Here is a 26,774-nt window from a genome sequence, read left to right on the forward strand (position 1 = left end):
AGCCGTGGCTTCAAGGACGCAGGATAATTTAGAATGATTTACGATAGCGATGAAGGTGATAGCCCTGAGCAGTTAAATCATTCTGAATAAAAAAGACCCGCCTTTGTGCGGGTTTTTTGTTGCCCAGAATATAGTGCAGCACATAATAATATAAAATTATTACCCCGCTAAAAGCGAATATTCAATAAGAAATATTGATATGCCAGATCTTATTTTTTCCTATTGCTCCTAATCTATACGACTTACCTGATCCATTACCCTTCCGCCTCGGCTATTGATGTGAATTTACCTTGTTTTAACAGATAAAATTCTGTTATTTATAATTAAAAAAGTAAAGTAATCGCTAGAGTTTGTCTGAAATGCTATCACCAGAACAATATATTTTCCCCGCGACTCACTGTACTCCGTACAATATAAAAATGACTTCGATCAAAATGACTAAGTTATTTTGTCTATACAGTTAATTCATATCTTCACAACCTTAATCATTTAATGCCCACCGGTTTTAACCCGTGATCATTAGCACCGCATATATAATTGCATCAAGGTAAATAATCATGTCGATATTCAAAACACGTATAGGAAGAATGCTGCTTATTCTCTTTATTGGGATAGGCATCTGGTTTAGCCCAGTACCGGAATCCGTAGATCCGCGCGCCTGGCACCTCATGGCGGTCTTTGCGGCAACGGTTATTGGCCTGATCCTTTCGCCATACCCATTGGGGGCGATGGCCATTTTCAGTCTGACAGTGGTCGCGGCGACTGGGCTGCTGAGCATCAAAGAAGTGCTCGCCGGTTTTGCCGATCCCACCATCTGGATGATTGCCTGCGCCTTCTTTATCTCGCGCGGCTTTATTAAAACCGGTTTTGGTCGCCGAGTCGGCTACTTGTTTATCAGCAAGTTAGGTCACAGTTCATTGGGTCTGGCTTACGGTTTGGTGCTGACTGATTTACTGTTTGCCCCCGCCATGCCCTCTACCTCGGCGCGTTGTGGTGGCATCATCACCCCGCTGTTCCGCTCCATCTCTGAGGCCTATGAATCGACCCCAGAACGCGGTACCGAGCGCAAAATCGGGGCATTTCTGGTGCAGTGTATCTTCCAGTGCAACGCCATTACCTGTGCGATGTTCCTGACCTCAATGGCCGGTAACCCGATGATCAGTAAGCTGGCAGGTGAGATGGGAATTACCATCACCTGGACCAGTTGGGCGCTGGCCGCCATCGTCCCCGGCTTAATCTCTCTGGCGGTTATCCCTTTACTGCTCTATCGCTTCTACCCGCCAGAACTGAAAAAAACGCCGGAAATGCGGGCGCTAGCACATGAGAAACTGAAAGAAATGGGGCCGATGAGCCGCAATGAGTGGATTGTGTTATCCGTCTTTATTGGGCTGGTAACCCTGTGGGTGAGCGGCGCGACACTCAATATTGATGCCACCATGACCGCCTTTATTGGCTTAGCCATTCTGCTACTGAGCGGCGCGCTGACTTGGGATGATGTGATTGCCGAGAAAGAAGCGTGGCACACCGTGATCTGGTTTGCCGTGCTGCTGACACTCGCCAGCCAACTGAACAAATTGGGCTTTATTAGCTGGTTTGGCTCGTCCATTGCCGGTTCGGTGCAGGGGATGAATTGGATACCGATGATGGGTATTCTGCTGCTGGCCTACTATTACAGCCACTATATGATGGCGAGCGCCATCGCACATATCAGCGCCATGTATGCCATTTTTGTTTCTATTGCTATCGCGGCGGGTGCGCCACCTATGTTGACGGTGCTGGTGTTCGGTATGTTCAGTAACCTGTATATGGCGACCACTCACTACTCCGGCGGCCCTGCTCCTATCTTGTTCGGCTGTAATTTTATCCCGCTGGCAACTTGGTGGAAAATTGGCTTCCTGATCAGTTTGGTAGTGATCCCTATCTGGCTGATTATCGGTAGCGCCTGGTGGAAAGTGCTGGGCTTCTGGTAACAAAAATCTGTTAAAAAACTACCGCGCAGTCACACTGGCGCGGTAGTTTTTATCTATTGTTTGCGGTGACTCATTACCGCTTACTGCTGCTTACGTAACTCAATACCGACATCCCCACCTGGATGCACTGCCAGTAAGGTCTCTTTGGTGAATCCACTGCGGGCCATCAGACAGGCACAGATGGCATCAAACAGTGCCAGCACCAAAACGATAGAGGTGGTGGCTAACATATTTAGCGGGTCAATCTCTTGCTTCACATGGGTCTTTAGCACCAAGGCGGAGACTTGCGCGATGGCCGATTGTTCGTTTTCTGTCACGCTGATGATCTTCACCTGCTTACGTTGCAGCGTGGGTAACAAGCGGGTTAGCTCGTCAGAATTGCCGCCTCGGGAGATCAAAATGATAATATCCTGCGCGTCGAGAAAGCCCAGATCACCGTGGGCGGCATCGGTCGCGTTCAGGTAGATCGCAGGTTGCTCCACGCAAGCCAGCATATGCGCCACTTTTCGCGCCGCGATACCTGATGTTCCCACGCCCGTCACTGCAATTTTGCCACGGCACTCTGCCAGCGCGTCCAACACCTGCAACCACACCTGCTGATCGACATTCTCCTTTAAGGCCGCCAGCTCGCGGCTGTAGGTCATCCATGCCTCACTGGCGGTTTGCCATTCATCACTCTGACTCATGCATCCTCCCGCATCAATTCCTGATAGCGCAAATGATCGTGGTACATCTGGTGGAACACGCGATATTTGCGATCGTAAAAGGCTTTGATTTTATTAGTTTGCGGTGTGACGGTTTTCCCAATGCGGCTCATGGCCGCCATCGCCTCCGGCAGAGACTCAAACACACCGGCGGCGACCGTGCCCATCATGGCGCTGCCCAGCAACATCGCTTCGCTCTCTTCCGGCAATAACATGGCACAACCGGTGGCATTAGCGTGCTCCTGCACAAAAATGGGGTTTTTCGTGCCACCGCCGCTGGCCATCATGGTGTCAATGTTGTAGCCGTTCTGATTCATGGTTTCGATGATATGCCGCGTCCCCAGTGCCAGCGCCTGAATGGTGGCGAGATAGCGCAGCGCCATATCTTCCGGCGTGGTGGAGAGTTTCAGTCCGGTAATGATGCCAGTCAGATTCGGGTTGGCGCGTGGTGAGCGGTTGCCGTGGAAATAGGGCAGCATATGAATGTCGTTGGTCAGGAAGGCGATATTTTCCGGCTCCCCCGCCAGTTGGCGCAGAATATGATTCAGCGCCTCATAGATAGTTTCTCCCTTGCTTTTGGCTTGCGCCAGCAGCTCTGGATAACACGGATGTGACTGAATAATATGGTCAATTAAGGCACCTGTCGCTGACTGTCCGCCCTCATTGAGCCAGTATTCCGGTAGAATGGCCGAATAATATGGCCCCCAGATTCCGCCAATAAAATGGGCCGAACGTGACATCGCCATATGGGCCGTCGAGGTACCACCGATCAGCGCAATTCGTCGATCAAAGTTGGCGTTCTCGCCCGTCACACCACTGGCACCGAGGATGCCAATCGTACCCGCATGGGCGTCAATAATGGAAACGCTGACGGCAGTGCCGGCGATCAGTCCCATTTCTGATGCCGCTCGCTGGCTTAAACCACGCCCCAGCGGTTCACCCATCGGCTTCACCGTGGCCCCAATTTTGGCCGCATTGTTATCCAGCAAATCGCCTAGCCCCACCCGTTTGAAATAGGAGGGGTCCCAGCGATCTTCATGACCCAGATAGGTCCATTTACAGACCGTGGAACAGAGCGAACGGGTTTCATCTTTGGTCGCGCGCCAGGTCAGGAAGTCAGGTAGATCAAACAGATGACCGACATTGCTCCAGGTGGTGGGCATATGCTGCTTCAGCCACAGCAGTTTTGGTGTCTGCATCTCCGGTGAAATAACCCCGCCGACAAACTCCAGCACCGGATGCTGGGTGGCATTGATTCGTTCCGCCTGAATAATCGCGCGGTGATCCATCCAGACAATCACATTTTGCTCGCTGCGCCCTGATGGGCTGACGGTTAGCGGATTGCCTTCTTTATCCAGCACCACCAGCGAACAGGTGGCATCAAACCCCAGCCCTTTGACCTGAATCGGGTTGATATCAGCCTGACTCACCGCATCGCGCACCGCATTACATACCGCTAGCCAGATATTGTCGGATGACTGCTCAACAAAATCTGCCTTGGGCTTAAACATGGTGATTTCACGGCTGGCCTGCCCGACCATGCGGCCCTGCAAATCGAATACTCCGGCTCTTGCGCTGCCGGTCCCTACGTCTACGCCGATAAAGTAACTTGCCATTGTTTTGTCCCTCAATTCTTAAGCTTTACGATTCTGTAATGCGATAAAGAGGATCAGCACCCCACCCCATAACGCCATGGTTAGGTAGCTACTCACCCCCAGCAAATTCAGGCCACTCTCCAGTAATTGCAGCACGACTAGCGCTAAAATCAGGCCGATAATGCGACCAAAGCCGCCATCTGGGTTAATCCCACCCAACACCGAGGCCAGAATCGTCACCAAAAGATAGGACTCGCCATAACCGGCTTTGGCTGAGTTAAATTTCGCCATCATCAAAATGGCAGCCCCCCAACCCAATAGGGCTGACAGGATATAGACCGCGATCTGCACCCGATGGGTGTTCACGCCACTAAAGCGGGTCGCCTGCTCATTGGAACCGACCAGATAGATACTGCGCCCCAGCGTGGTGTGTTCCAGCAAGACCCACAGCCCTGACGACACCAGTAGAAACAGGATCATCGCCACTGGAATGCCGGCAATATCACCGCTGCCAATGTATTGAATCACTGGCGGGAAACCAGAAATCACATCGCCGTTGGACAATAAGATATTCAGGCCAGTGATCAGTGTCATGGTGCCCAAGGTCGCCAAAATGGGTGACACACCGACCACCGAGATCAGCAGCCCATTCAAGGTGCCAATCGCCACCGCTACCAGTAATCCCGCCCCCAATGCCAGCAGCAGAAACAGCGGCTGATCAGGGTGGCTGACAATAATGGCGGCCATCACTAACGCGCAGGCATTGGCTCCGGCAATGATGGATAAATTGATGCCGCCCGTCAGCATGGTCAGCCCCATTCCCAGCGCCAACATGCCTAAAATCGGCAGCTGCGATGAGATCGACTGGAAGTTACCCAAGCTGAAAAAGCGCTGGCCCAAGGTCAATGAGAAGGCCAACAGCACCGCCACCAGAATCAACAGTTGCAGCCGGATAATGCGGTCATCGGGGATAATTCGGTTTAACCAAGTCATATCAGTGCTCCCTCAACAACTTGCGTTTTTCATTCCATGCGGTGGTACTGATACTCACCAAAATGATCACGCCGCTGAAAACCGTATGCCAGTAAGAAGAGACGCTCAGCAGCGTCAGGCCGTTTTGCAAAAATGCCAGCAGCATCACACCCAACACGGTGCCGGTCAGTGTTCCCCGTCCCCCACTCATACTGGTGCCACCAAGTACCACTGCCGCCAGCACAGTTAACTCAAATCCCATCAATGAGTTAGGTGCGACCGATTGAGAGATCTGCGCCTGAACCACTGCCGCGACGCCTGCTAACATGCCCATGTAGCCATAGACATACAGATGCAGTCGCAGAATGTTAATCCCCAGACGGGAAGCGGCATCTTTGTTGCTGCCCATGGCGAAAATCTGCCGCCCGAGGCGGGTATAATTCATCAATACGCCAGTGAAAATAATGGTGGCGGCCAGACAAAACAGCGGGAGGGTCAGGCCATAGTCATAGCCATCACTGCCGGTAAACGAGAACCAGTTAATCCCGGTCATAAACCAGTCAGGGAAGCCGTACAGCCAAGTGCCGTTGGTGACATAGACCAGCAGACCGTAGAACAGATTCAGTGTAGCGATGGTGATGATAATCGCCGGGACTTTCAGCCAATAAACCAGCAATCCATTAATTAGCCCTAGTACCAAACCGACAGTCATCGCCAAGATGAATGCCAGAGCGAAGCTACCGCCATGGGTAATCACCCACGAGGCCATCACATATTGTGCAATCGCCGTAACTGCAGGGAAGGAGATATCAATGCCACCGGCAATCAGCACCACAAACAGACCGCAAGCTAAAATACCCAAAATGGCATAACTGGTAGCGACATCAGTTAGATTCCCCAACGTCAGGAATTCTGGGCTTTTCACACTCAGTCCAACCGCCAGTAACAGCACCAGCAGACCCAGATAGAACTCATGGCGGCCCGTAAGTTGCCGCAGTTTTAGCTTATCCATTGACCACCTCGGCGATCTGTTGTTCGGTGCACTGATGCGGATAAAACTCGGCCACCAGCTCACCTTTACGCATCACCAACACCCGATGGCTGTTGTAGTACGCCTCCGGGATCTCGTCACAAATCATTAATACCGCCATACCCTGCGCCGCCAGAGCCTTGGCAATGTGGTAAATCCCCTCTTTGTTGGCGATATCCACCCCCACCGTCGGTGAGTCGAGAATCAAAATACGCGGCTGTGTCGCCACCCATTTAGCAATGGCGATCCGCTGTGCATTCCCGCCAGACAGGGTTTTGACTGGCAGTGCGGTGTCGGAGACTTTGATATTCAGATCCTGCACCAGCTGCTTCACCAGCGCAGCAGCTTTGGGGTGATCCAACAAGCCGCTACGGGTATGCAATTTGTCGAAAACCGACACAATGGTGTTGTCATAGATCGACTGCTCCATGATCAAACCTTGTGTCAGGCGATCTTCGGAGACATAGCCGATCCCTTGACGGATCGCGTCGCGGTTATGGCGAAAATGTACCGGCTCACCAGCTACTCGTATTTCGCCACTGTCCGGTTGGGTCATGCCAAACAGGCTCAGGCACAGCTCAGTGCGGCCCGCCCCCAGTAAACCGGTAATCGAGACAATCTCGCCCTCATGCAGGGTCAGATCGATGTTGCGGAACTGCTCGCCACGACTCAGTTTTCTGACTTCCAGCAGCGGCGCGGCCTTGGCGGCTAATGGCGGCAGTTGGCTGTAAGTAAAGCGCTGGCCGGTCATGCGGAACGCCAACTCGTGGCTGTCTAATTCGCTGGCAGGCCAAGTGCCAATCAGTTGGCCGTCGCGCATCACGCTGATTCTGTCGGCAACTTCCATCACTTCATCCAGACGGTGGCTGACGAACACCACACAGATACCTTGCGATTTCAGGTCGCGTACCACGTTCAGTAAACCTTTCACTTCCTGACTGGTCAGCGACGCGGTTGGCTCATCCATAATCACCAAGCGAGCATCTGCGGCAATAGCGCGGCAGATCGCCACTAACTGGCGGTCAGCAATGGAGAGTTGCTCCACTTTTTTATCGGGATCGAGGGTAACACCCACGCGCTGCATGGCGGCTAGCGCCCGATCGCGCATACTTTTACGTTTCACCCAGAAGTCGCCGCCGGGCAAATAGCGGTGGACGGCAATGTTCTCTGAGACCGTTAAATTGGGGAAGAGCGACAAGTCTTGGTAGATCACCTGTACGCCATAGAAGAATGAGAGTTGCGGCGTAAGCTGATGGAACAGCTTGCCGTCGATCAGGATGCTAGCGCCTTTCTCTGGCTGATAAACCCCTGAAATCACTTTGATAATGGTGCTCTTGCCACAGCCGTTCTGGCCTGCCAGACAGTGCACTTCTCCTTTGTTCAGCGTGAGATTCACCTGATCCAGCGCCAGCACGCCGGGGAATCGCTTACTGATATTTTCAAGCGTGATAAATGCGTTGGCCTGAGTCATGACAATACCTTCCCTAACGCCATAGGTATGGCGCTATTTTTGCCGCCATTCGGTGATGGTGGTGAGGGCAGTGGGGCTGCTTTCCCACTGCCTGTTTTACTGCTAAACCCAGCTTGGAAGCCGGTGATGCCCTGATGTGGCGTCTGAAAATCAGAAGCCTAACGTTTTCGCATTGTCTTTGGTGACTTCAAGAATCTTGTTAAAACGGATCACACCTTTTTCGCTATCAACATCTGCTTTACCCAAGCCTTCGATGGTCAAGTCCGATGTCACTTTCTGCCCTTTCAGCAGTTGATCAGCAATCTGTACCACCGCAAAACCGGCATCTTTCGGGTCCCACAGCAGGGCTTTTTTGATATCACCGCGCATCAAGTAAGGTGCAGCCTGTGCTGGCATCGCAATGCCGACAACCGCGATTTGATCCTTAGCCCGTTTCTTGGCGACAGCTTGACCCGCACCAATAGGTCCCAGTGAACCAAAACCAATGATCCCTTTCATTTGTGGATAGGTTTTCATCAGATCCAGTGTGGTGGAGTAAGATTTATCAATGTTCTCGGCCACTGGCAGACGCGGGGTCACTTCGAACATCTCAGGGTATTTTTCTTTCTGGTATTTGATGGCGTAATCTGCCCAAGCGTTATGCAGTGGCACAGTCAGAGAGCCAACATAAATGGCATAGCCACCTTTGCCGCCCATGGCTTTTGCCAGTTCATCCATATTGGCCTGAGCATATTTTTCGCTATCGATGGTTTCAACATCCCACTGCCCAATTCGTTGATCCGGTGATTCATGGGTCAGTACCACGATGCCCTTCTCTTGGGCTTTTTTCAGTACCGGCTCCAACACTTTGGCATCGTTCGGCACCACAATGATGGCATCCACATTTTTGGCGATCAGGTCTTCAATCACTTTAACTTGTTGCGCTGGATCGGGCGTCGCTGGCCCCACTTGGTAAGCATTCACATCCAGTTTTTTGGCGGCTTCATTGACGCCCACTTCCATGCGCGTAAACCATGGAATACCGGTGACTTTCGCCACAACGGCAATTTCAGGTTTTTTCTCTGCCATCGTTTGCGTGGTGAACAGCATGCATGCAGAAACAACACATGCATTCAGTAATGCGAGATTAAATTTCATAGCAATACCTTCTTGTTTTCTTTCAGATAACGGGTGGGTTGCAGGGTGAAGAGTCAGTGGTGTTGCAAAGTGAGTGTTTTATTTTCATGTGACTGCTTTTCACACACAGAAGATTAACAAAGGAACACAAGAGGCCGCGCGACGAAGCAGAGAGAGTTGTGATGCAAGCCCATAAAAGTAAAATCCAGTGAGTTATTGAGTTAAATATTAGTTAATAAAATAATGAGAAGAACAAAAGCGATCAAAACCAGATGTGTTTCACACCATTTGATAACAAATGGTTAACCAATTAAATACAAATTACTTTTTCTGAGCGTGATGTAGCACGTTAACAACCCCCTATCATCAGCACCTAAAACCACCATTGATCGAAACTGAGATAGCGATCTCGTTTCGCCCACAATGGATAAACATGCCCCCCTTTTAGAGCCTAATTTTCTGCTCATCGCGGCAGTGTGATCGCAGTTTATGTCGAGATAACTCAGCCCGTACCTCATAGGTTGATCTTTTTCTTTCATTTACCCCGAATATGATATAATCCTCTTAAAGCTACACTCGCTAACCGATAGCCTGCCTCTATGACCATTCACTACGCGATCCCCGCTTTTAATGTAAAGATTGCGTCAATTGTCGTCTTCCCGAAAACAATAGTTGACCTTCAGTGTCTGACGATATGTACCGCTATCGAGTTATGTCCTTATGCGTTACACACTCGCACTTAACGCATAACGATAGAGTTCACATGATAAAACCGCAGAAATTTCATATTTCCTTGCTTCACCCGCGCTATTGGCTCACCTGGTTTGGCCTTGGTTTGCTGTTTCTGTTAGTCCAACTGCCCTACCCGATGCTTAACAAACTGGGGATTTGGCTGGGGCGTACCTCAATGCGCTTCCTCAAGCGGCGGGTTTCCATCGCTCGACGCAATCTGGAGCTCTGTTTCCCTGATATGGACAAGCAGACCCTGGAGCGCACTATTGTGGGTAATTTTGAATCCTTGGGCATGGGATTGATGGAAACTGGTATGGCCTGGTTTTGGCCCGATTCCCGCATTAAGCGTTGGTTTACCGTCTCCGGCTTGAATAACCTGAAAAAGGCGCAGGAGGGCAACCGTGGCGTCTTGGTGATTGGCGTACACTTTATGTCGCTGGAGCTAGGTGGCCGCGTAATGGGGCAGTGTCAGCCGATGATGGCAATGTATCGCCCACACAACAATAAAGTGATGGAGCTGGTACAGACTTGGGGTCGTATGCGGTCCAATAAGGCGATGCTCGACCGTAAAGATCTCCGTGGCATGGTACAGGCATTGAAGAAAGGTGAAGCGGTATGGTTTGCACCGGATCAAGATTACGGCCCGCGTGGCAGCGTGTTTGCACCGTTGTTCGCCGTCGATCAAGCGGCGACCACCAGCGGCACCTTTATGCTGGCCCGCCTGGCAAAACCGGCACTGCTACCATTGGTTTTACTGCGCAAACCCGATGGCCGTGGCTATGAGCTACTGATACAACCGGCGTTGGAAGATTACCCCATCGACGATGAGATCGCCGCCGCCCGCTATATGAATAAGGTGATTGAGCAAGAGATCTTGCGCGCGCCAGAGCAATATCTGTGGTTGCATCGCCGCTTTAAAACCCGCCCCACCGGGGAACCATCACTTTATTGAGTGCCCCCATCACATCAATAAATTAAGCGAGTAAGACATCCAACAGCACAAAACCCGCATCCAATGCGGGTTCAGACTGCTAACAAAGTTGATTAGCGGGGAAATGTGCCGAATGGGTCGTAACGGCGTAAGCCGTCGGAGCACCCATCGGTGCAGTCGACCCGCCAGTCACCGAGCTATAAATGAGATTTGTCAGCAAGCACAAAACCCGCACCCAATGCGGGTTTTTTGTTATCTGAAATCCACGCTGCACCTCTTTGCACAACTGTACCCATTTTTTCCACCCCCCTTGCACTAAAAAGCATCAACTTGCCGATAAATGCGCCATTTAAGTGCGTATTGCCCTGTCAGAAATTACCTACAAAGAGGTATACCCCAGTCATTCGCTCTCTAAGCAATGAAATGCAACTCTGGCATCCCATTTGCTAATACCAAACTGGCTACATGCCAACAGACAGCGACGGTGCATCACTGGTGCGCCACAAAATTAAAATAGGTTCGACTTTGCCTCACAGGACGCTTTCATGAAAAAAATTATGATTTCAACGCTGGTAGCTGCCGCCTCATTAGTGGCATTAGCGGGTCAGGCCCACGCGGGTACTACTTTGGATGCGGTGAAGAAAAAAGGTTTTGTGCAATGTGGTATCAGTGATGGGTTGCCCGGCTTCTCTTACGCCGATGCCAGCGGCAAATTCTCCGGCCTGGATGTCGATGTCTGCCGCGGTGTTGCTGCCGCCATCTTCGGTGATGCCGAAAAAGTAAAATATACCCCGCTGACCGCCAAAGAGCGCTTCACCGCCCTGCAATCCGGCGAAGTGGATATTTTGTCCCGTAACACCACCTGGACCTCCTCTCGCGACGCGGGTATGGGAATGTTATTTACCGGCGTGAACTATTACGACGGTATCGGCTTCCTGACCCACAATAAAGCTGGGCTGAAGAGCGCCAAAGAGCTGGATGGTGCCACTGTCTGTATTCAGGCCGGTACCGATACGGAGTTGAACGTTGCTGACTACTTTAAAGCCAACAAAATGCAATACACCCCAGTGACCTTCGACCGCTCCGATGAGAGTGCCAAGGCGCTGGACTCAGGTCGTTGCGACACGCTGGCCTCTGACCAATCCCAGCTGTATGCGCTACGTATCAAGTTAGGTAAACCAGACGAATTTATCGTGTTGCCAGAAGTGATCTCGAAAGAGCCTCTGGGGCCAGTGGTACGTCGTGGTGACGAAGATTGGTTCGCCATCGTGCGCTGGACACTGTTTGCCATGCTGAATGCGGAAGAGATGGGTGTGACCTCGAAAAACGTCGATGCACTGGCGGCGAAACCTACCACTCCGGATATGGCCCACCTGTTAGGTCAGGAAGGCAACTACGGCAAAGATCTGAAAGTACCGAACGATTGGGTGGTTAAAATCGTCAAACAAGTGGGTAACTACGGCGAAAGCTTTGACCGCAACGTCGGTATGGGCAGTGAGCTGAAAATCAAACGTGGGCAAAATGCACTGTGGAACAATGGTGGCCTCCAGTACGCCCCACCGATTCGCTAATAACAGATGCACTCTTTGATCTCTCCGGCAGGTTAGCCCTGCCGGATGTATGACCCAGACCGAGGCCCACACTATGTCACAACGCCCAACCGTCAAAGGTGCCTTTTCGCTGACCAATCCAGCGGTGCGCGCCTGGCTGTATCAAATTATTGCGCTATTGATACTGATCGGATGCGGTGCGTACCTGATTCATAACACCATTACTAATCTATCAACCCGGGGCATCACCTCCGGTTTTGCCTTCCTGAACAACAGTGCCGGTTTTGGCATCGTTCAGCATCTTATCGACTATGAGCAGGGCGATACCTATGGTCGCGTATTCTTGGTCGGGCTATTCAATACCTTACTGGTTTCAGTATTGTGCATCTTCTTTGCTTCGATACTGGGCTTCTTTATCGGGCTGGCGCGTCTGTCTGACAACTGGCTATTACGCAAACTATCGACCATCTACATCGAAACCTTCCGCAATATCCCGCCGTTGCTGCAAATTTTCTTCTGGTATTTCGCGGTATTACGCAATCTACCGGGGCCACGGCAGAGTATGGATGCCTTCGGTGTCGCATTTCTGAGTAACCGTGGTTTATATTTGCCGTCACCGGAGTTTGCTGCAGGTTTTATGCCCGCGCTGATCGCCCTGCTGCTGGCGGTGGTCGCCATCATCGCCCTCTATCGCTATAACCATTTCCGTCAGTTACATACCGGCCAGTTCCACCGCACTTGGCTGCTGGGTCTGTTGCTCTTGATTGCCCTGCCCGCATCGGCTCACTTCATGTTTGGTCCGGCGCTGCACTGGGATATCCCCGAACTGCGCGGTTTTAACTTTAAAGGCGGCTTGGTGCTGATCCCTGAATTGGCCGCCCTAACACTGGCGCTGTCGGTTTATACCTCAACCTTTATTGCGGAAGTGATTCGCTCCGGCATTCAGTCCGTGCCCTACGGCCAGCATGAAGCCGCACGATCACTGGCACTGCCGAATACTGTCACCTTGCGTCAGGTTATTTTGCCGCAGGCGTTGCGGGTCATCATTCCACCACTGACCAGCCAATATCTGAATATCGTCAAAAACTCCTCACTGGCAGCGGCCATCGGCTACCCCGATATGGTGTCGCTATTCGCGGGTACCGTGCTGAACCAAACCGGTCAGGCGATAGAAACCATCGCCATCACCATGTCGGTCTACTTGGTTATCAGCCTATCCATTTCATTCTTAATGAATCTCTACAATCGGCGCATTGCGCTGGTAGAGCGCTAAGGGGAGCGAATGACGATGACATTAACCCGCGAACCACCCAGCACTGTGCGGCCGGGGAACCCATTGAGTCGGATGGTCTTTTGGGCCAGAAAGAATCTCTTCTCCAGTTGGAGCAATAGCCTGCTGACCTTGCTGTGTCTGTGGCTGATGTGGCAGTTGATCCCACCGCTGCTGAATTGGACAATTTTTAATGCTAACTGGCTAGGCACATCACGCACCGATTGCACTCGCGAAGGGGCCTGTTGGGTATTTATTCATGCGCGCTTTGGCCAATTTATGTATGGCCTCTACCCGATCGAACAGCGCTGGCGCATTAATACCACGCTCATCATCGGATTACTCACGCTGATCCCGCTGTTCTGGCGCGGAATGCCACGTCGTGGCCGCTATCTGGCGATCTGGATGGTGGCCTATCCGCTGCTGGTCTGGGTGATGCTATATGGCGGTTTTCTCGGGCTGACCCGCGTGGAGACCCGCCAGTGGGGCGGTCTGACACTGACATTAATCATTGCCGCCGTCGGTATTGCGGGCGCACTGCCGCTCGGCATCTTACTGGCGCTGGCTCGCCGCTCCAATATGCCCGTGGTGCGTATTTTGTCGGTGGTATTTATCGAGTTCTGGCGCGGGGTGCCGTTAATCACCGTGCTATTTATGTCCTCGGTCATGTTGCCGCTGTTTATGACCGAAGGCACCAGCATCGATAAGCTCATCCGTGCCTTGGTGGGGGTCGTGCTGTTCCAGTCCGCCTATGTGGCAGAAGTGGTGCGCGGCGGGCTACAAGCCTTACCCAAAGGCCAGACCGAAGCCGCAGAGTCACTCGGGTTGGGCTACTGGAAAACCCAAGGGCTGGTCATCTTGCCGCAAGCCCTAAAAATGGTGATTCCGGGGCTGGTGAACACCATTATCGCTCTGTTTAAAGATACCAGTCTGGTGATCATCATTGGCCTGTTTGATCTGTTCAGCAGCGTGCAACAAGCCACCGTCGACCCCGCCTGGCTGGGGATGTCAACTGAAGGCTATGTCTTCGCCGCCGCGGTTTACTGGATTTTCTGTTTCAGCATGTCGCGCTACAGCCAGCATCTGGAAAAGCGCTTTCACACCGGACGTTCCACACATTGAGGCATAACATGAGCGACAATCAGCCAATCTTCGGCGATAAAATGATGATTACGCTGGAAAACGTCAATAAGTGGTACGGACAGTTCCACGTATTGAAAGATATCAATTTGCATGTACGCCCCGGCGAACGCATTGTGCTGTGCGGCCCTTCCGGCTCCGGCAAATCCACCACTATCCGTTGCATCAACCATCTGGAAGAGCATCAGCAGGGCAAGATCATGGTGGATGGCATTGAGCTAAATGATGATTTGCGGAACATCGAACGAGTGCGCACCGAGGTCGGCATGGTGTTCCAGCACTTCAATCTGTTCCCGCACTTAACCGTGATGCAGAACTGCACCCTGGCCCCAAGCTGGGTACGCAAGATGCCAAAGAGAGAGGCCGATGAGCTGGCAATGCACTATCTGGAGCGGGTGCGAATTGCCGAGCACGCCCATAAATTCCCTGGTCAGCTCTCCGGTGGGCAGCAACAGCGCGTGGCGATTGCCCGCTCTCTGTGTATGAAACCCAAAATCATGCTGTTCGACGAACCCACCTCGGCGCTAGATCCGGAGATGGTCAAAGAAGTGCTGGATACCATGATAAGTCTGGCGCACGAGGGCATGACTATGTTGTGCGTAACCCACGAAATGGGCTTTGCCCGCACCGTTGCCGACCGGGTTATTTTTATGGATCGCGGCGAAATCGTGGAGCAAGCACCGCCAGCGGAATTCTTCTCGAATCCGAAATCAGAGCGCACACAGGCGTTTCTGGCACAGGTTATTCACTAAATTCATTACGTTGGGTGTTTTCATTGAATATTTGTGGGTGAGGTTTCCTCACCCTTTTTTCATCCCGCTACTCTGCAATAAGCCCGTAAATCATCATTCTTAATTATTTCTGCCATTGAAATATTCACCATATTATCATCCATCGAATTATTACCGCTAAATTCACAAAAGTTTATTATTCAGCGCTGACTAGCTTAAAATATAAAAATAATAATCTTGCCGACAGAAGGCAATCGTTATTAAATAAATTAACATTCTCTATAAATAACGAGATGCCGCTAATTATTAAACAATAAATTAATCAACTAAATCAGTAAGAGTGAAACACGATGAAAGATGATTTATCAAAAATGCTGAGCTTTCTAATCCGATTCTGGGAGAAAAGCTCAGAGCCTTGGGGAGTGAAAGATAATCAATCACGGTTTATTTATGCAAATAAGAAATATCATCAATTACTGACCTTACCTGACGATTTTTGCGTGGAAGGTCGATTAGATGGTGAGCTTCCTGCATCAACGTCCGAGTTTCAAACTGAGTTTCAAGAACATGACCGTAAGGTTGAATCGTTACAAGATCGTATAACATCCTTGGAAATACATGCATTTGAGGGTAGCCCCTATGTTCAACCTTGGTTTTTTGATAAATATCCCTTAATTGATGAAGATGGAACATCTGTAGGGACCATTTTCCATGGTCGAGCAGTGGATAATATGACACTGTCTTATTTAGGCAAGATAAAAATACCGACATCAATTGTATTTACGCCCCCCTCAAATCTATTTTCAAACAGAGAATGGGAGGTATTATTTTATCTTTTACACGCATACTCAAGTGCAGAAATCGCCAGTAAAATCTTTCTATCTTCCAGAACCGTCTGTAATATCATCCAAAGTATTTATCGGAAGGCGGGCGTTTCCAGTAAACGGCAAATCATCGAATATTGCGATGCAAATAACATTAATAATTACATTCCTCAAAGCTTCTTTGAGCGCTCTGGCTCTTTCCTATTTATGCCGAAAAAGGCCAATGGCGATTGAGTTAAGCCTTTATTGACTCAGCGACCATCACCAGGGTGTTGTTTTTACCCATGACTGTTTTATCACCGATTTTTTACCACAATAAGTGGCCAATGAGCGGCGCGCCGATCACTGTAATAATACCAGCTAACATCATCACCAAGCTGGAGACCACGCCCTCTTGCGGCCCCATCTCATAGGCTTTCGCGGTACCCGCGCCGTGGGAGGAGGCCCCCAGACCGGCGCCCTTTGCCAGCCCACTGCGCACTGACAGCCGCAGGAACAGCAGATCCCCGACCGCCATACCAAACACCCCGGTAATCACCACAAACAGCGCCACCAAATCAGGTTGTCCACCCAGCTGTTTAGCCGCTTCCAGCGCGAAAGGTGTGGTGATGGAGCGCACCGCCAGACTGCGTTGCACCTCTTCCGACAGCGTGAGTAACTTCGCCAACCACACCGAACTGACCACCGCCACGGTGATGGCGGTAATCACCCCTGCAGTAAGTGATAGCCAATGGCGGCGGATGATCGACAAATTCTCATACACTGGCACGGCAAAAGCGATGGTGGCTGGCCCCAATAGCCACAGCAACCAATGCGTCTCACCAATATAATCCTGATAAGAGATATGGGTAACCACCAGCAGCAACACCAAAACCATCGGCGTCAGCACCAAGGGCATCAGCAACAGTGAACGGCGGCGGCGATAGAGTTTTTTGTTGGCAAAATAGAGTACCAGTGTCGCCAGAAAACAGGCGATGCTGATGATTAAATCATTCATGGCGATTAGACTTGCGGCGTTGCAGCCACACCTCAAAGCGGTAAACCCGATCAACCACTAACCCGGTTGCCCCGAGTGTCAGCGAAGTGCTGACGGCAATCACAGCGAAAATCTTCCAGCCATCCACCATGATCAACTGGGCATAATTCACTACCGCCACCACTGCGGGGACAAAAAACAGCAGCATTTCGGCCAGCAACCAGCGCGATCCGGCCTGAACCCAACGCACCGGCAGAATTCGCAGCATAATCATCGCTAGCAGCAGTAACATGCCGACGATATTAGCAGGCAAGGGCAGATGGAAGACGCTAACCAGCTGATCAGCAATGATAAATAGCCCCGCATACAGCGCCACTTGAACTGGTACCTGTAAGCGAGTGAGAAATGACGGCGCAAAACTGCGTAACGCCAACAACATGAGCAACCCCAGTGGGAAATTTTGTCAGTGCTCAGTATAGGCCGCAGGCAACCTTGCAAAAAATGAATTAAAATCATCGTAATCATGCCTAAATGGCATACTTTGAATTCAAGCTATGGCTCCACTCACTGACAGGAAAAATCGATGGATATCCGAACGCTGCGCTATTTCGTCGAAGTGGTGCGCCAGCAGAGCTTCACACGTGCGGCGGAGAAGCTGTTTGTCACCCAGCCCACCATCAGCAAAATGTTGCGCAATCTGGAAAACGAACTTGAGTGCAGTTTGTTGATTCGCGAGGGTCGCCACCTGCATCTGACGGATAGCGGGCAAGCGGTTTATCAGCGCGGACTGGCGATCCTCGACCAATTTCAGCAGTTGGAGACGGAGCTGGAAGATATTGGCTCGTTAAAGAAGGGCAAATTACGCTTAGGTATTCCGCCGATGGTTGGCACCCAAATGGCGGTGCTCATCAGCGAGTTTCGCCAAAGCTACCCCGGTGTGGAGCTGCAAATTGCCGAGTTCGGCGGCTTAGCCGTGCAACAGGCGGTGCTCTCAGGTGAACTGGATCTTGCCCTCACCGCCCTGCCCGCCGATGCCGATTTACCCCTGACCACCCTGCCACTGTTCAGTCATCCGCTATGTGTGGTGGTACCACGCACCGCGTTCTGGCTCAACCGCACCACCATCAGCATTGCCGAATTGGCCGACCAATCTATCCTGATTTATAACAAGGATTTCGCCCTCTACCGCCAGTTAATGGGGGCGTTCACTGCCAGTGGCTTTATTCCCAAAATCGCAGTGCGCAGCGGCCAATGGGACTTTTTGGCCGCCATGGTGCAAGCCAATATTGGCATCGCCATTTTACCGGAACCGATTTGCCAGCGGCTGGATAAAAAAGCGCTGCTATGGCTGCCGTTAACACCACTGATGCCGTGGCAATTGGGGTTAATTTGGCGGCAGGGAAGTTACCTTTCGCACAGCGCGCAGGCGTGGATTAGCCGCTGCCGTGAATTTTGGCCCAATGGTTCATTGGTTGAGATAAAACCGGCTGCCAAGCAGCAGCCGGATGAGAGGAACTAACCCTCTTTTTCGATCAGCAGCGCTTCCAGCAGATCCAAGTCGTGCAGCAGTTTTTGCAGGGTTTCATTACTGATTTTCTGTGTGGCACGCAGGTGATACAGCTCGCCACGTTCGGCCCGCAGCGCGGTTAAGCGGAAACGTCGCTCCAGATTTTCGATCAATAAGGTGCTCTCGACTTCATCCTTACTGCCCGTGCGCCGTCGCAGAGTACCGATGACTCGTGAACTGACCTCTTTGAGCAGTTCGGGATCGATATTCTCCTCACTGCTGGCCGCCAGCCGCTCTTCCATCTTATTCAGGCTGACAATCGCCACTTCCGCCGCCGCCGCCCGCGCCAAGCGAATCTCTTCACGGCTGGCACTCTTATCGGCCATGACCACACCGCGCAGTAATGGCGGCAGGGCAATAACCCCGACAATGACCGACAGCAGAATAACGCCAGTGGCGATAAACACTAATTGGTAGCGGGAGGGGAATGCGGAACCATCACTCAGGAATAACGGGATCGACAGCACACCGGCGAGGGTAATCGCCCCACGCACCCCAGCAAACGATGCCACCCACAGCTCGCGAGTGGTGTAGTTGCTAAACTCCAGCGGCCGTTTCTTCAGTAAGCGCTTACTGATTCTTTTCATCGACCACAGCCAGTTGAAGCGCAGCACCAGCAATGCGCCATAAATGATGGCAACGTCAGCAAACAGGTTCCAGGTTTGGATGGTTGGGTCCAGTTCCGCCTGCACGATCGAGGTTTCCAAAATCCCCGGTAATTGCAGGCCCAGCAGGATAAATACCATGCCGTTAAACACGAATTCCAGCATCGACCACACGCTATCAGCACGTAACCGCATCGTCAGTGGGGCATTGCGAATCACGCCAGACTGGCTGATGGTCATACCCGCCGCCACGGCCGCCAGGATACCGGACACGCCAATATGTTCGGCAATCAGATAAGAGGCAAAAGGTAACAGCAGCAACAACACAATTTGTGTCGCCGGATCATCGCCGCTCCAGCGGCTCATCAGACGCAGCGATTTACTGTACAGCCAAGTGACCGCCACACCCGCCAACAGGCCGCCGATCGCCACTTTTAGGAACTCTAACGTGGCACCGGACACCGTAAATATCATGGTGCCCATCGCCACCGCGATAGCAAACTTCAGCGCCACCAGACCGGAGGCATCGTTCATCAACGCCTCCCCTTCCAGTACGCCCATAATCGATTTCGGGATGCGCCCTTTCCCCACAATACCGGACAACGCCACGGCATCGGTTGGCGACAATACCGCCGCCAGCGCAAAGGCCGCCACCAGCGGGATACCCGGCACCATCCAGTAAATCAGATAGCCGATACCCACCACGGTGACCAGCACCAAGGCCAGCGCCAGACCCAATATCTCCCGCCCATGATGAATAAACTCCCGTGTCGGTGTTTTCCAACCGTCGGCAAATAGCAGCGGCGGAATAAACAGCACCAGGAATAATTCTGGGTCAAAATCGACATGCAAACCAAAGTGGGGCCAGGCTAATAAGGCACCACAGACAATCTGCATCAGTGGGAGGGGGATTTGAAACGGTAACATTCGGGTGACCACGCCGGAGAGCGACACCACCAGAATCAGAATGAGGATTGTAAAAAAGATTTCCATGCTTTCCTTAGACTCAACTCAATACTACCTAACGATCGAACTCGCCCGTCAACAGGGCCAACGCGTAGCTTTTGATAGTAGATCACTTTTTTATGAAACGGGAAAAAAACCTGTCGCAGAGAGCAGGAAAAAACAAAGAAATGGGGATATTGCGGTGGTGGCAATATTGGGGACAAGACGTCCCCAATCGTTGTGGCGTTAAATCGCCCAACCGCCTGCATAAAATGCCACCAGCGCCACCGCAATAATCACGGTACCGATGTTCAGTTTACGCCATTCGCCGGAACAGATCCTGCCAATCACCAGTGAACTGAAGCCCAGCATGATGCCGGTGACGATATTACAGGTCAGCACGATAAACACCGCGCAAAGCAGGCCGGACATCGCATCAACAAAGTCGTCAAAATCCAGTTTGGACACGTTGCTTAACATCAACAAACCCACATACATCAGGGCAGGAGCCGTGGCGTAAGCCGGAACCAGATAGGAGAGCGGCGAGAGGAACAGCATGAACAGGAACAGCACACCGACCACAGTTGCGGTCATACCGGTTTTGCCACCTGCCGCCGTACCCGCAGCAGACTCGATGTACACCGCAGCCGGAGCCGCACCCACCAAACCCGCAAAGATGCTGCTAACGGAGTCAGAGGTTAGCGCTTTGCCGCCACTGATAATTTGGCCGTCTTTATCCAGCAAGTTAGCCTGACCCGCCACCGCGCGGATAGTGCCCGTGGCATCAAACACCGCAGTCATGACTAACGCCAGCACACTTGGCAGCACCACAGGTTTCAGTGCGCCCATGATATCGAGGCTGAAAATCAAAGAGTCGCCGTTAGCATCCGCCAAGCTAGGCATAGCGAACAGCCCCTGATAGGTCACACTTGGGTCAAAAATCAAACCGATAACCGAGATGCCGATAATCACCAGCAGAATGCCACCCGGCACCCGCAGTTTTTCCAAGCCGAAAATCACTGCCAGACCCAATAACGTCATAATCACTGGGAAAGAGGTAAATGCACCCAACGCCACTGGCAAACCTTCAATTGGGTTTTTGATCACCAAGCCGACACCGTTCGCCGCAATCAGCAGCAGGAACAGACCGATACCGATACCGGTGCCGTGTGCCACGCCCATCGGCAAGTTACGCAATATCCACGAACGGATCCCGGTGACAGAGATGATGGTAAACAGCACCCCCATCAGGAATACTGCGCCCAATGCCACAGGGATACTGATGTGTTGACCCAATACTAAACTGAATGCGGTAAACGCAGTCAATGAGATGGCGCAACCAATCGCCATCGGCAAATTCGCCCACAAGCCCATAAGCAAAGAACCTAAGCCCGCCACCAGACAGGTCGCGACAAACACCGCTGTTGGCGGGAAGCCTGCTTTGCCCAACATGCTTGGCACAACGATGACCGAGTAGACCATCGCCAAAAAGGTCGTCAGACCGGCCAGCACTTCCTGGCGTACATTACTGCCACGTTCACTAATCTTGAAAAATGCATCAAGCGAACTTTTTGGCTTTGCTGCCGCATTCGCTTGAGGATTGGTGCTAGACATGGTTATGTCCCCTGTGTGTGTCATTAAAAGTCATCAGCAAACCAGGCACCCTTTCCATACGTAATCGTTTCCGTCCCTGCCGATTAACTCGTCAATTCCTCCAATGCCAAGATGGCGGAGGAAATAGCAAACGATTAGCTGGAAGTACGCATGGTACGTGAGGATTTGGAGCACTGCCCAAGTTCAAAATGGCAAATAAAATAGCTTTATTGTAAGGCAAACGATTATCTAGCCAAAAGTACTGACTAATCAACTCCAGATAGCGACATTTAATGCATTTTTTAACATTAATTTGTCCGTAAGCATCAAATCGAGGGCAAACGAAAGTGTGAGCGGCCTCACACCCGTTGACCTCGAGTGACCTTTGATACTGAATCGCCGATGATCAGCTTTCCAGTTTGTAGGCCCCGCCCTTCTCAATCGCCTGTTTATAAGCGGGGCGCTGATGAATCCGCACTAAGAAATCTTGCAGTTTCGGAAAGCCCTGAAGACCACCACGGCTGTTGATGGCCTCAATAGGGAAGCTCATTTGGATATCTGCCGCGCTGAAATCGCTGCCCGCAAACCACTGATGCTGAGTGAGATGCTGCTCCAGATAATCGCGGTGGGTGGCAATTTGCTTATTCAGATAATTTTTCTGCACCCCATCGCCTAACGCTTTAGCGACTGGACGGATAATCCACGGCACTGGCGGCCCACCCAGTCGGCTGAAGATAAGCTTCATCACTAGCAGCGGCATCAATGAACCTTCCGCATAGTGCATCCAGTAGCGAAACTGCTGGCGATCATAATGGCCAGTCGGCTTAAACAGCCCCTGCGCGTCATAGGCTTCCTGCAAATATTCAATGATAGCCCCCGACTCCGCCAGCGTCAGATCGCCGTCGGTGATCACCGGTGATTTACCTAGCGGATGGATTTTCTTCAGTTCAGGGGGTGCCAGCAAGCTGCCCGGATCGCGCTGATAGCGCTTCAACTCATAGGGGACTTGCAACTCTTCCAGCATCCACAAGATACGCTGTGAACGTGAATTATTCAGATGGTGAACAATGACCATAACCAAGCTCCCTATGATAGGTGACAGAAAGAGTTACAACAGTAGAGAAGTGATTATAGTCGAGTCGCCGATAACACTTTATTATTCTGGCATCAGAGTCAAATTACAGCCTAATTATTCTGGCATCAGAGTCAAATTACAGCCTATAAACTGGATATTACGATGACACCCGATAGCGGTATTTTTCATTACGGTTTATAAAATAAATAATGTAAAAAACCCAGCTTTTACGCTGGGTTTTGCTGATTACGCGGTTTTTACCTGACACCAATCAGAACGGGATGTCGTCGTCGAAATCCATTGGTGGCTCATTGCCGCCTTGCGGCTGTGCTGCTGGTGCAGACTGAGCTGGGCGTGAGGTCTGGCCGCCGCTGAACTGGTTGCCACCTTGTGGCTGTTGAGGTTGACCCCAACCACCTTGCGCGCCGCCATCTTGTTGTGCACCACCACCTGCCGGAGCACCGCCGCCTTGACGGCCACCCAGCATTTGCATGGTGCCACCAACGTTCACCACAACTTCAGTGGTGTATTTCTCAACACCAGCCTGATCTGTCCACTTACGGGTTTGCAATGCGCCTTCGATATAGACCTGAGAGCCTTTACGCAGGTATTCACCCGCTACTTCAGCCAGTTTGCCGAACAACACCACACGGTGCCATTCCGTCTTCTCTTTCTGCTCGCCGGTTGCTTTATCACGCCAGCTTTCGGAAGTGGCCAGGGTGATATTGGCAACAGCGCCGCCGTTAGGCATGTAGCGGACTTCTGGGTCTTGGCCCAAATTCCCGACCAAAATCACTTTGTTTACGCCTCTGCTGGCCATGTTAACTCTCCTGATGAAGTAAATTTTGTACAGTATAAACGAGTAAGTTTAACACGCTAACCACCAAACGGCACAACAGATCATAAGTGCGTAATGCATTACAGATTTATCGCGCAATCTGTCTTAATTGCACTCGGACACTGGATATCCATTCAGGTTTTTTTGTGTCATAATTATCCGTTTCGTACTGGCTGTGTCCTTTTTTTGGCGTTGCAAGGTGCACATTTTGGCTTTTTCTGAAGTGTGTTTTCATGGCAAATGGGCGCGAAAAAGGCACGGTGAGAGGCTCAGCTAAATCCGGGAAATGTTTGAATGGATAATATCGAAGTTCGGGGCGCTCGCACCCATAATCTTAAGAATATCAACCTGATTATCCCGCGCGACAAACTGATTGTTGTCACCGGTCTATCGGGTTCAGGCAAGTCCTCACTGGCTTTTGATACCCTGTATGCTGAGGGGCAACGCCGTTATGTTGAGTCTCTCTCCGCCTATGCGCGCCAATTTCTATCGCTGATGGAAAAACCGGATGTCGACCATATTGAAGGTCTTTCACCGGCCATCTCCATTGAGCAAAAATCGACCTCCCATAACCCGCGTTCCACCGTGGGAACAATCACCGAAATTCATGACTATCTGCGTTTGCTGTTCGCCCGTGTCGGTGAACCACGTTGCCCTGATCATGATGTGCCGCTGGCTGCTCAAACCGTTAGTCAGATGGTGGATAACGTCATCAGCCAGCCGGAAGGCCGCCGCCTGATGCTACTGGCCCCCGTGGTCAAAGATCGCAAAGGCGAACATACCAAAACGCTGGAAAATCTGGCGATGCAGGGCTACATCCGGGCGCGGATCGACGGTGAGGTTTGTGATCTCTCTGATCCACCAAAATTAGAGCTGCAAAAGAAACACACCATAGAAGTGGTGGTCGATCGCTTCAAAGTGCGTGAAGATCTGGCGCAGCGTCTGGCTGAGTCATTTGAAACCGCGCTGGAGCTATCTGGCGGGACTGCTGTGGTGGCAGATATGGACGATCCCCACGCCGAAGAGTTGTTATTCTCCGCCAACTTTGCTTGCCCGATTTGTGGCTATAGCATGAGTGAGCTGGAGCCGCGTCTGTTCTCCTTTAACAACCCAGCCGGTGCTTGCCCAACCTGTGACGGCCTTGGCGTGCAGCAGTTCTTTGATCCCGAGCGCGTACTGCAAAATCCTGAGTTGTCTCTGGCAGGCGGCGCTATCCGTGGCTGGGATCGCCGTAACTTCTATTACTTCCAGATGCTACGTTCGCTGGCGGATCACTATAAGTTTGATATCGAAGCGCCCTTTAATTCGCTGGATGCCGCGACACAAAAAGCGGTGTTGTACGGTTCCGGCAAAGATACCATTGAGTTCAAATACATTAATGATCGCGGTGATACCACCGTTCGCCGTCACCCCTTCGAAGGGGTGCTGCACAACATGGAACGCCGCTATAAAGAGACGGAATCCAGTGCGGTGCGTGAAGAGCTGGCGAAATTTATCAGCAATCGCTCCTGTGCCTCGTGCAGCGGCACACGTCTGCGCCGAGAAGCGCGTTATGTTTTTGTCCAAAACACCACGTTGCCAGAGATTTCAGAACTGAGCATTGGCCACGCGTTGACCTTCTTCCAGAATATGAAACTGAGCGGTCAACGGGCACAGATTGCCGAGAAAATACTGAAAGAGATTGGCGACCGACTGAAGTTCTTGGTTAACGTTGGGCTGAATTATCTGTCATTGTCGCGCTCGGCTGAGACTCTGTCCGGTGGCGAGGCACAGCGTATCCGCTTAGCCAGCCAGATTGGTGCAGGGTTGGTTGGCGTGATGTATGTGTTGGATGAGCCATCCATTGGCTTGCATCAACGTGATAATGAGCGTTTGCTGGAAACATTGATTCACTTGCGCAATTTGGGTAATACCGTGATTGTGGTGGAGCACGATGAAGATGCGATCCGCGCCGCAGACCATGTAATTGATATCGGCCCCGGTGCCGGTGTGCATGGTGGGGAAGTGGTGGCGGAAGGCACCGTAGACGACATTATGGCTGCGCCAAATTCATTGACTGGCCAGTTCCTCAGCGGCAAGCGGGAAATTGCGATTCCAGCGCAACGGGTGGCGGGTGACCCGAGCAAAGTATTGAAACTGATTGGTGCCAGCGGCAACAACCTGAAAGATGTCACGCTGACACTGCCTGTCGGGCTATTTAGCTGCATTACCGGTGTTTCTGGCTCCGGTAAATCGACGCTGATCAACGATACCCTATATTCCATCGCCCAAAGCCAGTTGAACGGTGCCACCACCAACGAACCCGCGCCCTACCGCGATATTCAGGGATTGGAACATTTCGATAAAGTTATCGATATCGACCAAAGCCCGATTGGCCGGACACCGCGTTCTAACCCGGCGACCTATACCGGTATCTTTACGCCAATCCGGGAGCTATTCGCTGGCGTACCTGAATCACGCGCTCGCGGCTATACACCGGGTCGCTTCAGCTTTAACGTCAAAGGCGGTCGCTGCGAAGCCTGTCAGGGCGATGGGGTGATTAAAGTCGAAATGCACTTCCTGCCGGATATCTATGTGCCTTGCGACCAGTGTAAAGGTAAGCGTTATAACCGTGAAACGCTGGAAGTTAAGTACAAAGGCAAGAGCATTCACGAAGTGTTGGCGATGACCATCGAAGAGGCTCGTGAGTTCTTTGATGCCGTGCCAGCGCTGGCACGTAAGCTGCAAACATTGATGGATGTGGGTCTGTCCTATATTTGTCTGGGGCAATCGGCCACCACTTTATCTGGCGGTGAAGCGCAGCGGGTCAAACTGTCCCGAGAGCTGTCGAAACGCGGTACGGGTCAGACGTTATATATTCTGGACGAACCCACCACTGGCCTGCATTTTGCGGATATTCAGCAGTTGCTGGCGGTGTTGCATCAATTGCGGGATCAGGGCAATACCATCGTGGTGATTGAGCATAATCTGGATGTGATCAAAACGGCGGACTGGATTGTCGATTTGGGGCCAGAAGGCGGCAGTGGTGGCGGCGAGATTTTAGTCTCTGGCACGCCAGAAACCGTCGCAGAGTGCGCCGCATCACATACGGCCCGCTTCCTGAAGCCATTACTGCAACGCAAACAAAATACGTAACAAA

At 51.7% G+C, this 26,774-nt stretch carries 21 protein-coding genes; 9 read left to right on the top strand and 12 right to left on the bottom strand.

All coding sequences use genetic code 11. The annotated features are described in order from the left end of the window. Window positions 1-557 precede the first annotated feature (557 nt). Entirely contained in the window at window positions 558-1,970 is a 1,413-nt protein-coding gene (locus ACZ76_RS07075; RefSeq protein WP_048618061.1) for an anion permease, read from the top strand. 80 nt (window positions 1,971-2,050) lie between these two features. Here ACZ76_RS07075 and ACZ76_RS07080 read toward each other — a convergent pair whose 3' ends face one another. The 6 genes from ACZ76_RS07080 to ACZ76_RS07105 all read right to left on the bottom strand — a co-directional run bounded on the left by ACZ76_RS07080 (window position 2,051) and on the right by ACZ76_RS07105 (window position 8,879). Beyond that, complete coding sequence (locus ACZ76_RS07080; RefSeq protein ID WP_048618063.1) at window positions 2,051-2,656, bottom strand: KpsF/GutQ family sugar-phosphate isomerase; 606 nt, start codon at window positions 2,654-2,656, stop codon at window positions 2,051-2,053. Then, window positions 2,653-4,290 (bottom strand): FGGY-family carbohydrate kinase, encoded by a 1,638-nt coding sequence (locus tag ACZ76_RS07085; RefSeq protein WP_048618065.1) that lies wholly within the window; start codon window positions 4,288-4,290, stop codon window positions 2,653-2,655. The genes ACZ76_RS07080 and ACZ76_RS07085 overlap by 4 nt, the downstream gene beginning before the upstream one ends. Before the next feature lie 18 nt (window positions 4,291-4,308). Next, on the bottom strand, window positions 4,309-5,262 hold the full coding sequence (locus ACZ76_RS07090) for an ABC transporter permease (protein WP_048618067.1): 954 nt from the start codon (window positions 5,260-5,262) through the stop codon (window positions 4,309-4,311). A 1-nt stretch (window position 5,263) separates the two neighbouring features. After that, a complete protein-coding gene (locus tag ACZ76_RS07095; protein ID WP_048618069.1) occupies window positions 5,264-6,253 on the bottom strand; it encodes an ABC transporter permease in 990 nt (329 codons plus the stop codon). After that, complete coding sequence (locus ACZ76_RS07100; protein WP_048618071.1) at window positions 6,246-7,742, bottom strand: sugar ABC transporter ATP-binding protein; 1,497 nt, start codon at window positions 7,740-7,742, stop codon at window positions 6,246-6,248. Before ACZ76_RS07100 ends, ACZ76_RS07095 begins: the two co-directional genes overlap by 8 nt. 150 nt (window positions 7,743-7,892) lie before the next feature. Next, complete coding sequence (locus tag ACZ76_RS07105; RefSeq protein WP_048618073.1) at window positions 7,893-8,879, bottom strand: autoinducer 2 ABC transporter substrate-binding protein; 987 nt, start codon at window positions 8,877-8,879, stop codon at window positions 7,893-7,895. 742 nt (window positions 8,880-9,621) lie between these two features. On the opposite strand from ACZ76_RS07105, the gene lpxP reads away from it, so the two are divergent. From lpxP to ACZ76_RS07135, 6 genes are all read left to right on the top strand, one after another. Next, the gene (lpxP, locus tag ACZ76_RS07110; RefSeq protein WP_048618075.1) at window positions 9,622-10,542 is read left to right on the top strand and encodes a kdo(2)-lipid IV(A) palmitoleoyltransferase; all 921 of its coding nucleotides are present in this window, start codon (window positions 9,622-9,624) and stop codon (window positions 10,540-10,542) included. 524 nt (window positions 10,543-11,066) lie between these two features. After that, window positions 11,067-12,092, top strand: a complete 1,026-nt coding sequence (locus ACZ76_RS07115; RefSeq protein WP_048618077.1) for an amino acid ABC transporter substrate-binding protein — start codon at window positions 11,067-11,069, stop codon at window positions 12,090-12,092. 73 nt (window positions 12,093-12,165) lie between these two features. Next, a complete protein-coding gene (locus ACZ76_RS07120) occupies window positions 12,166-13,344 on the top strand; it encodes an amino acid ABC transporter permease (protein ID WP_048620226.1) in 1,179 nt (392 codons plus the stop codon). A gap of 15 nt (window positions 13,345-13,359) precedes the next feature. Next, entirely contained in the window at window positions 13,360-14,463 is a 1,104-nt protein-coding gene (locus tag ACZ76_RS07125; protein ID WP_048620227.1) for an amino acid ABC transporter permease, read from the top strand. A gap of 8 nt (window positions 14,464-14,471) precedes the next feature. Continuing rightward, complete coding sequence (locus tag ACZ76_RS07130) at window positions 14,472-15,233, top strand: amino acid ABC transporter ATP-binding protein (RefSeq protein ID WP_048618079.1); 762 nt, start codon at window positions 14,472-14,474, stop codon at window positions 15,231-15,233. 329 nt (window positions 15,234-15,562) lie between these two features. After that, window positions 15,563-16,270, top strand: a complete 708-nt coding sequence (locus ACZ76_RS07135; RefSeq protein ID WP_048618081.1) for a helix-turn-helix transcriptional regulator — start codon at window positions 15,563-15,565, stop codon at window positions 16,268-16,270. 73 nt (window positions 16,271-16,343) lie between these two features. Here the strand turns inward: ACZ76_RS07135 and ACZ76_RS07140 are convergent, their stop codons facing one another. Next, window positions 16,344-17,033: an LrgB family protein gene (locus ACZ76_RS07140; protein WP_048618083.1), complete on the bottom strand. Its 690-nt coding sequence runs from the start codon at window positions 17,031-17,033 to the stop codon at window positions 16,344-16,346. Next, window positions 17,026-17,451 carry a CidA/LrgA family protein gene (locus ACZ76_RS07145; RefSeq protein WP_048618085.1) on the bottom strand — a complete coding sequence of 142 codons (426 nt, stop codon included), beginning with the start codon at window positions 17,449-17,451 and terminating at the stop codon, window positions 17,026-17,028. Before ACZ76_RS07145 ends, ACZ76_RS07140 begins: the two co-directional genes overlap by 8 nt. A 144-nt stretch (window positions 17,452-17,595) precedes the next feature. On the opposite strand from ACZ76_RS07145, the gene ACZ76_RS07150 reads away from it, so the two are divergent. Beyond that, window positions 17,596-18,531, top strand: coding sequence for a LysR family transcriptional regulator (locus ACZ76_RS07150; RefSeq protein WP_048618087.1), 936 nt, complete (start codon window positions 17,596-17,598; stop codon window positions 18,529-18,531). Here the strand turns inward: ACZ76_RS07150 and ACZ76_RS07155 are convergent. The 4 genes from ACZ76_RS07155 to ssb1 all read right to left on the bottom strand — a co-directional run bounded on the left by ACZ76_RS07155 (window position 18,528) and on the right by ssb1 (window position 23,617). Further along, window positions 18,528-20,177, bottom strand: coding sequence for a Na+/H+ antiporter (locus ACZ76_RS07155; protein WP_048618089.1), 1,650 nt, complete (start codon window positions 20,175-20,177; stop codon window positions 18,528-18,530). The two genes, ACZ76_RS07150 and ACZ76_RS07155, sit on opposite strands and share 4 nt — an antisense overlap. Window positions 20,178-20,375: 198 nt before the next feature. After that, window positions 20,376-21,743 carry an NCS2 family permease gene (locus ACZ76_RS07165; RefSeq protein WP_048618093.1) on the bottom strand — a complete coding sequence of 456 codons (1,368 nt, stop codon included), beginning with the start codon at window positions 21,741-21,743 and terminating at the stop codon, window positions 20,376-20,378. A gap of 385 nt (window positions 21,744-22,128) precedes the next feature. After that, the gene (locus tag ACZ76_RS07170; RefSeq protein WP_048618095.1) at window positions 22,129-22,797 is read right to left on the bottom strand and encodes a glutathione S-transferase family protein; all 669 of its coding nucleotides are present in this window, start codon (window positions 22,795-22,797) and stop codon (window positions 22,129-22,131) included. A gap of 271 nt (window positions 22,798-23,068) precedes the next feature. Next, window positions 23,069-23,617 carry a single-stranded DNA-binding protein SSB1 gene (gene ssb1 / locus ACZ76_RS07175; RefSeq protein WP_048618097.1) on the bottom strand — a complete coding sequence of 183 codons (549 nt, stop codon included), beginning with the start codon at window positions 23,615-23,617 and terminating at the stop codon, window positions 23,069-23,071. A 312-nt stretch (window positions 23,618-23,929) separates the two neighbouring features. Here ssb1 and uvrA point away from each other — a divergent pair, with 312 nt between their 5' ends. Beyond that, window positions 23,930-26,770, top strand: coding sequence for an excinuclease ABC subunit UvrA (gene uvrA, locus ACZ76_RS07180; protein WP_048618099.1), 2,841 nt, complete (start codon window positions 23,930-23,932; stop codon window positions 26,768-26,770). The last annotated feature ends 4 nt before the right edge of the window (window positions 26,771-26,774 follow it).

The sequence above is a fragment of the Yersinia aleksiciae genome (assembly GCF_001047675.1).
Classification (GTDB): Bacteria; Pseudomonadota; Gammaproteobacteria; order Enterobacterales; family Enterobacteriaceae; genus Yersinia; species Yersinia aleksiciae.

Bases quoted from the DNA above. Each gene is read 5' to 3' on its own strand.
- ACZ76_RS07075 (WP_048618061.1), top strand. From the start codon at position 558: ATGTCGATATTCAAAACACGTATAGGAAGAATGCTGCTTATTCTCTTT.
- ACZ76_RS07080 (WP_048618063.1), bottom strand. From the start codon at position 2,656: ATGAGTCAGAGTGATGAATGGCAAACCGCCAGTGAGGCATGGATGACC.
- ACZ76_RS07085 (WP_048618065.1), bottom strand. From the start codon at position 4,290: ATGGCAAGTTACTTTATCGGCGTAGACGTAGGGACCGGCAGCGCAAGA.
- ACZ76_RS07090 (WP_048618067.1), bottom strand. From the start codon at position 5,262: ATGACTTGGTTAAACCGAATTATCCCCGATGACCGCATTATCCGGCTG.
- ACZ76_RS07095 (WP_048618069.1), bottom strand. From the start codon at position 6,253: ATGGATAAGCTAAAACTGCGGCAACTTACGGGCCGCCATGAGTTCTAT.
- ACZ76_RS07100 (WP_048618071.1), bottom strand. From the start codon at position 7,742: ATGACTCAGGCCAACGCATTTATCACGCTTGAAAATATCAGTAAGCGA.
- ACZ76_RS07105 (WP_048618073.1), bottom strand. From the start codon at position 8,879: ATGAAATTTAATCTCGCATTACTGAATGCATGTGTTGTTTCTGCATGC.
- lpxP (WP_048618075.1), top strand. From the start codon at position 9,622: ATGATAAAACCGCAGAAATTTCATATTTCCTTGCTTCACCCGCGCTAT.
- ACZ76_RS07115 (WP_048618077.1), top strand. From the start codon at position 11,067: ATGAAAAAAATTATGATTTCAACGCTGGTAGCTGCCGCCTCATTAGTG.
- ACZ76_RS07120 (WP_048620226.1), top strand. From the start codon at position 12,166: ATGTCACAACGCCCAACCGTCAAAGGTGCCTTTTCGCTGACCAATCCA.
- ACZ76_RS07125 (WP_048620227.1), top strand. From the start codon at position 13,360: ATGACATTAACCCGCGAACCACCCAGCACTGTGCGGCCGGGGAACCCA.
- ACZ76_RS07130 (WP_048618079.1), top strand. From the start codon at position 14,472: ATGAGCGACAATCAGCCAATCTTCGGCGATAAAATGATGATTACGCTG.
- ACZ76_RS07135 (WP_048618081.1), top strand. From the start codon at position 15,563: ATGAAAGATGATTTATCAAAAATGCTGAGCTTTCTAATCCGATTCTGG.
- ACZ76_RS07140 (WP_048618083.1), bottom strand. From the start codon at position 17,033: ATGAATGATTTAATCATCAGCATCGCCTGTTTTCTGGCGACACTGGTA.
- ACZ76_RS07145 (WP_048618085.1), bottom strand. From the start codon at position 17,451: ATGTTGTTGGCGTTACGCAGTTTTGCGCCGTCATTTCTCACTCGCTTA.
- ACZ76_RS07150 (WP_048618087.1), top strand. From the start codon at position 17,596: ATGGATATCCGAACGCTGCGCTATTTCGTCGAAGTGGTGCGCCAGCAG.
- ACZ76_RS07155 (WP_048618089.1), bottom strand. From the start codon at position 20,177: ATGGAAATCTTTTTTACAATCCTCATTCTGATTCTGGTGGTGTCGCTC.
- ACZ76_RS07165 (WP_048618093.1), bottom strand. From the start codon at position 21,743: ATGTCTAGCACCAATCCTCAAGCGAATGCGGCAGCAAAGCCAAAAAGT.
- ACZ76_RS07170 (WP_048618095.1), bottom strand. From the start codon at position 22,797: ATGGTCATTGTTCACCATCTGAATAATTCACGTTCACAGCGTATCTTG.
- ssb1 (WP_048618097.1), bottom strand. From the start codon at position 23,617: ATGGCCAGCAGAGGCGTAAACAAAGTGATTTTGGTCGGGAATTTGGGC.
- uvrA (WP_048618099.1), top strand. From the start codon at position 23,930: ATGGATAATATCGAAGTTCGGGGCGCTCGCACCCATAATCTTAAGAAT.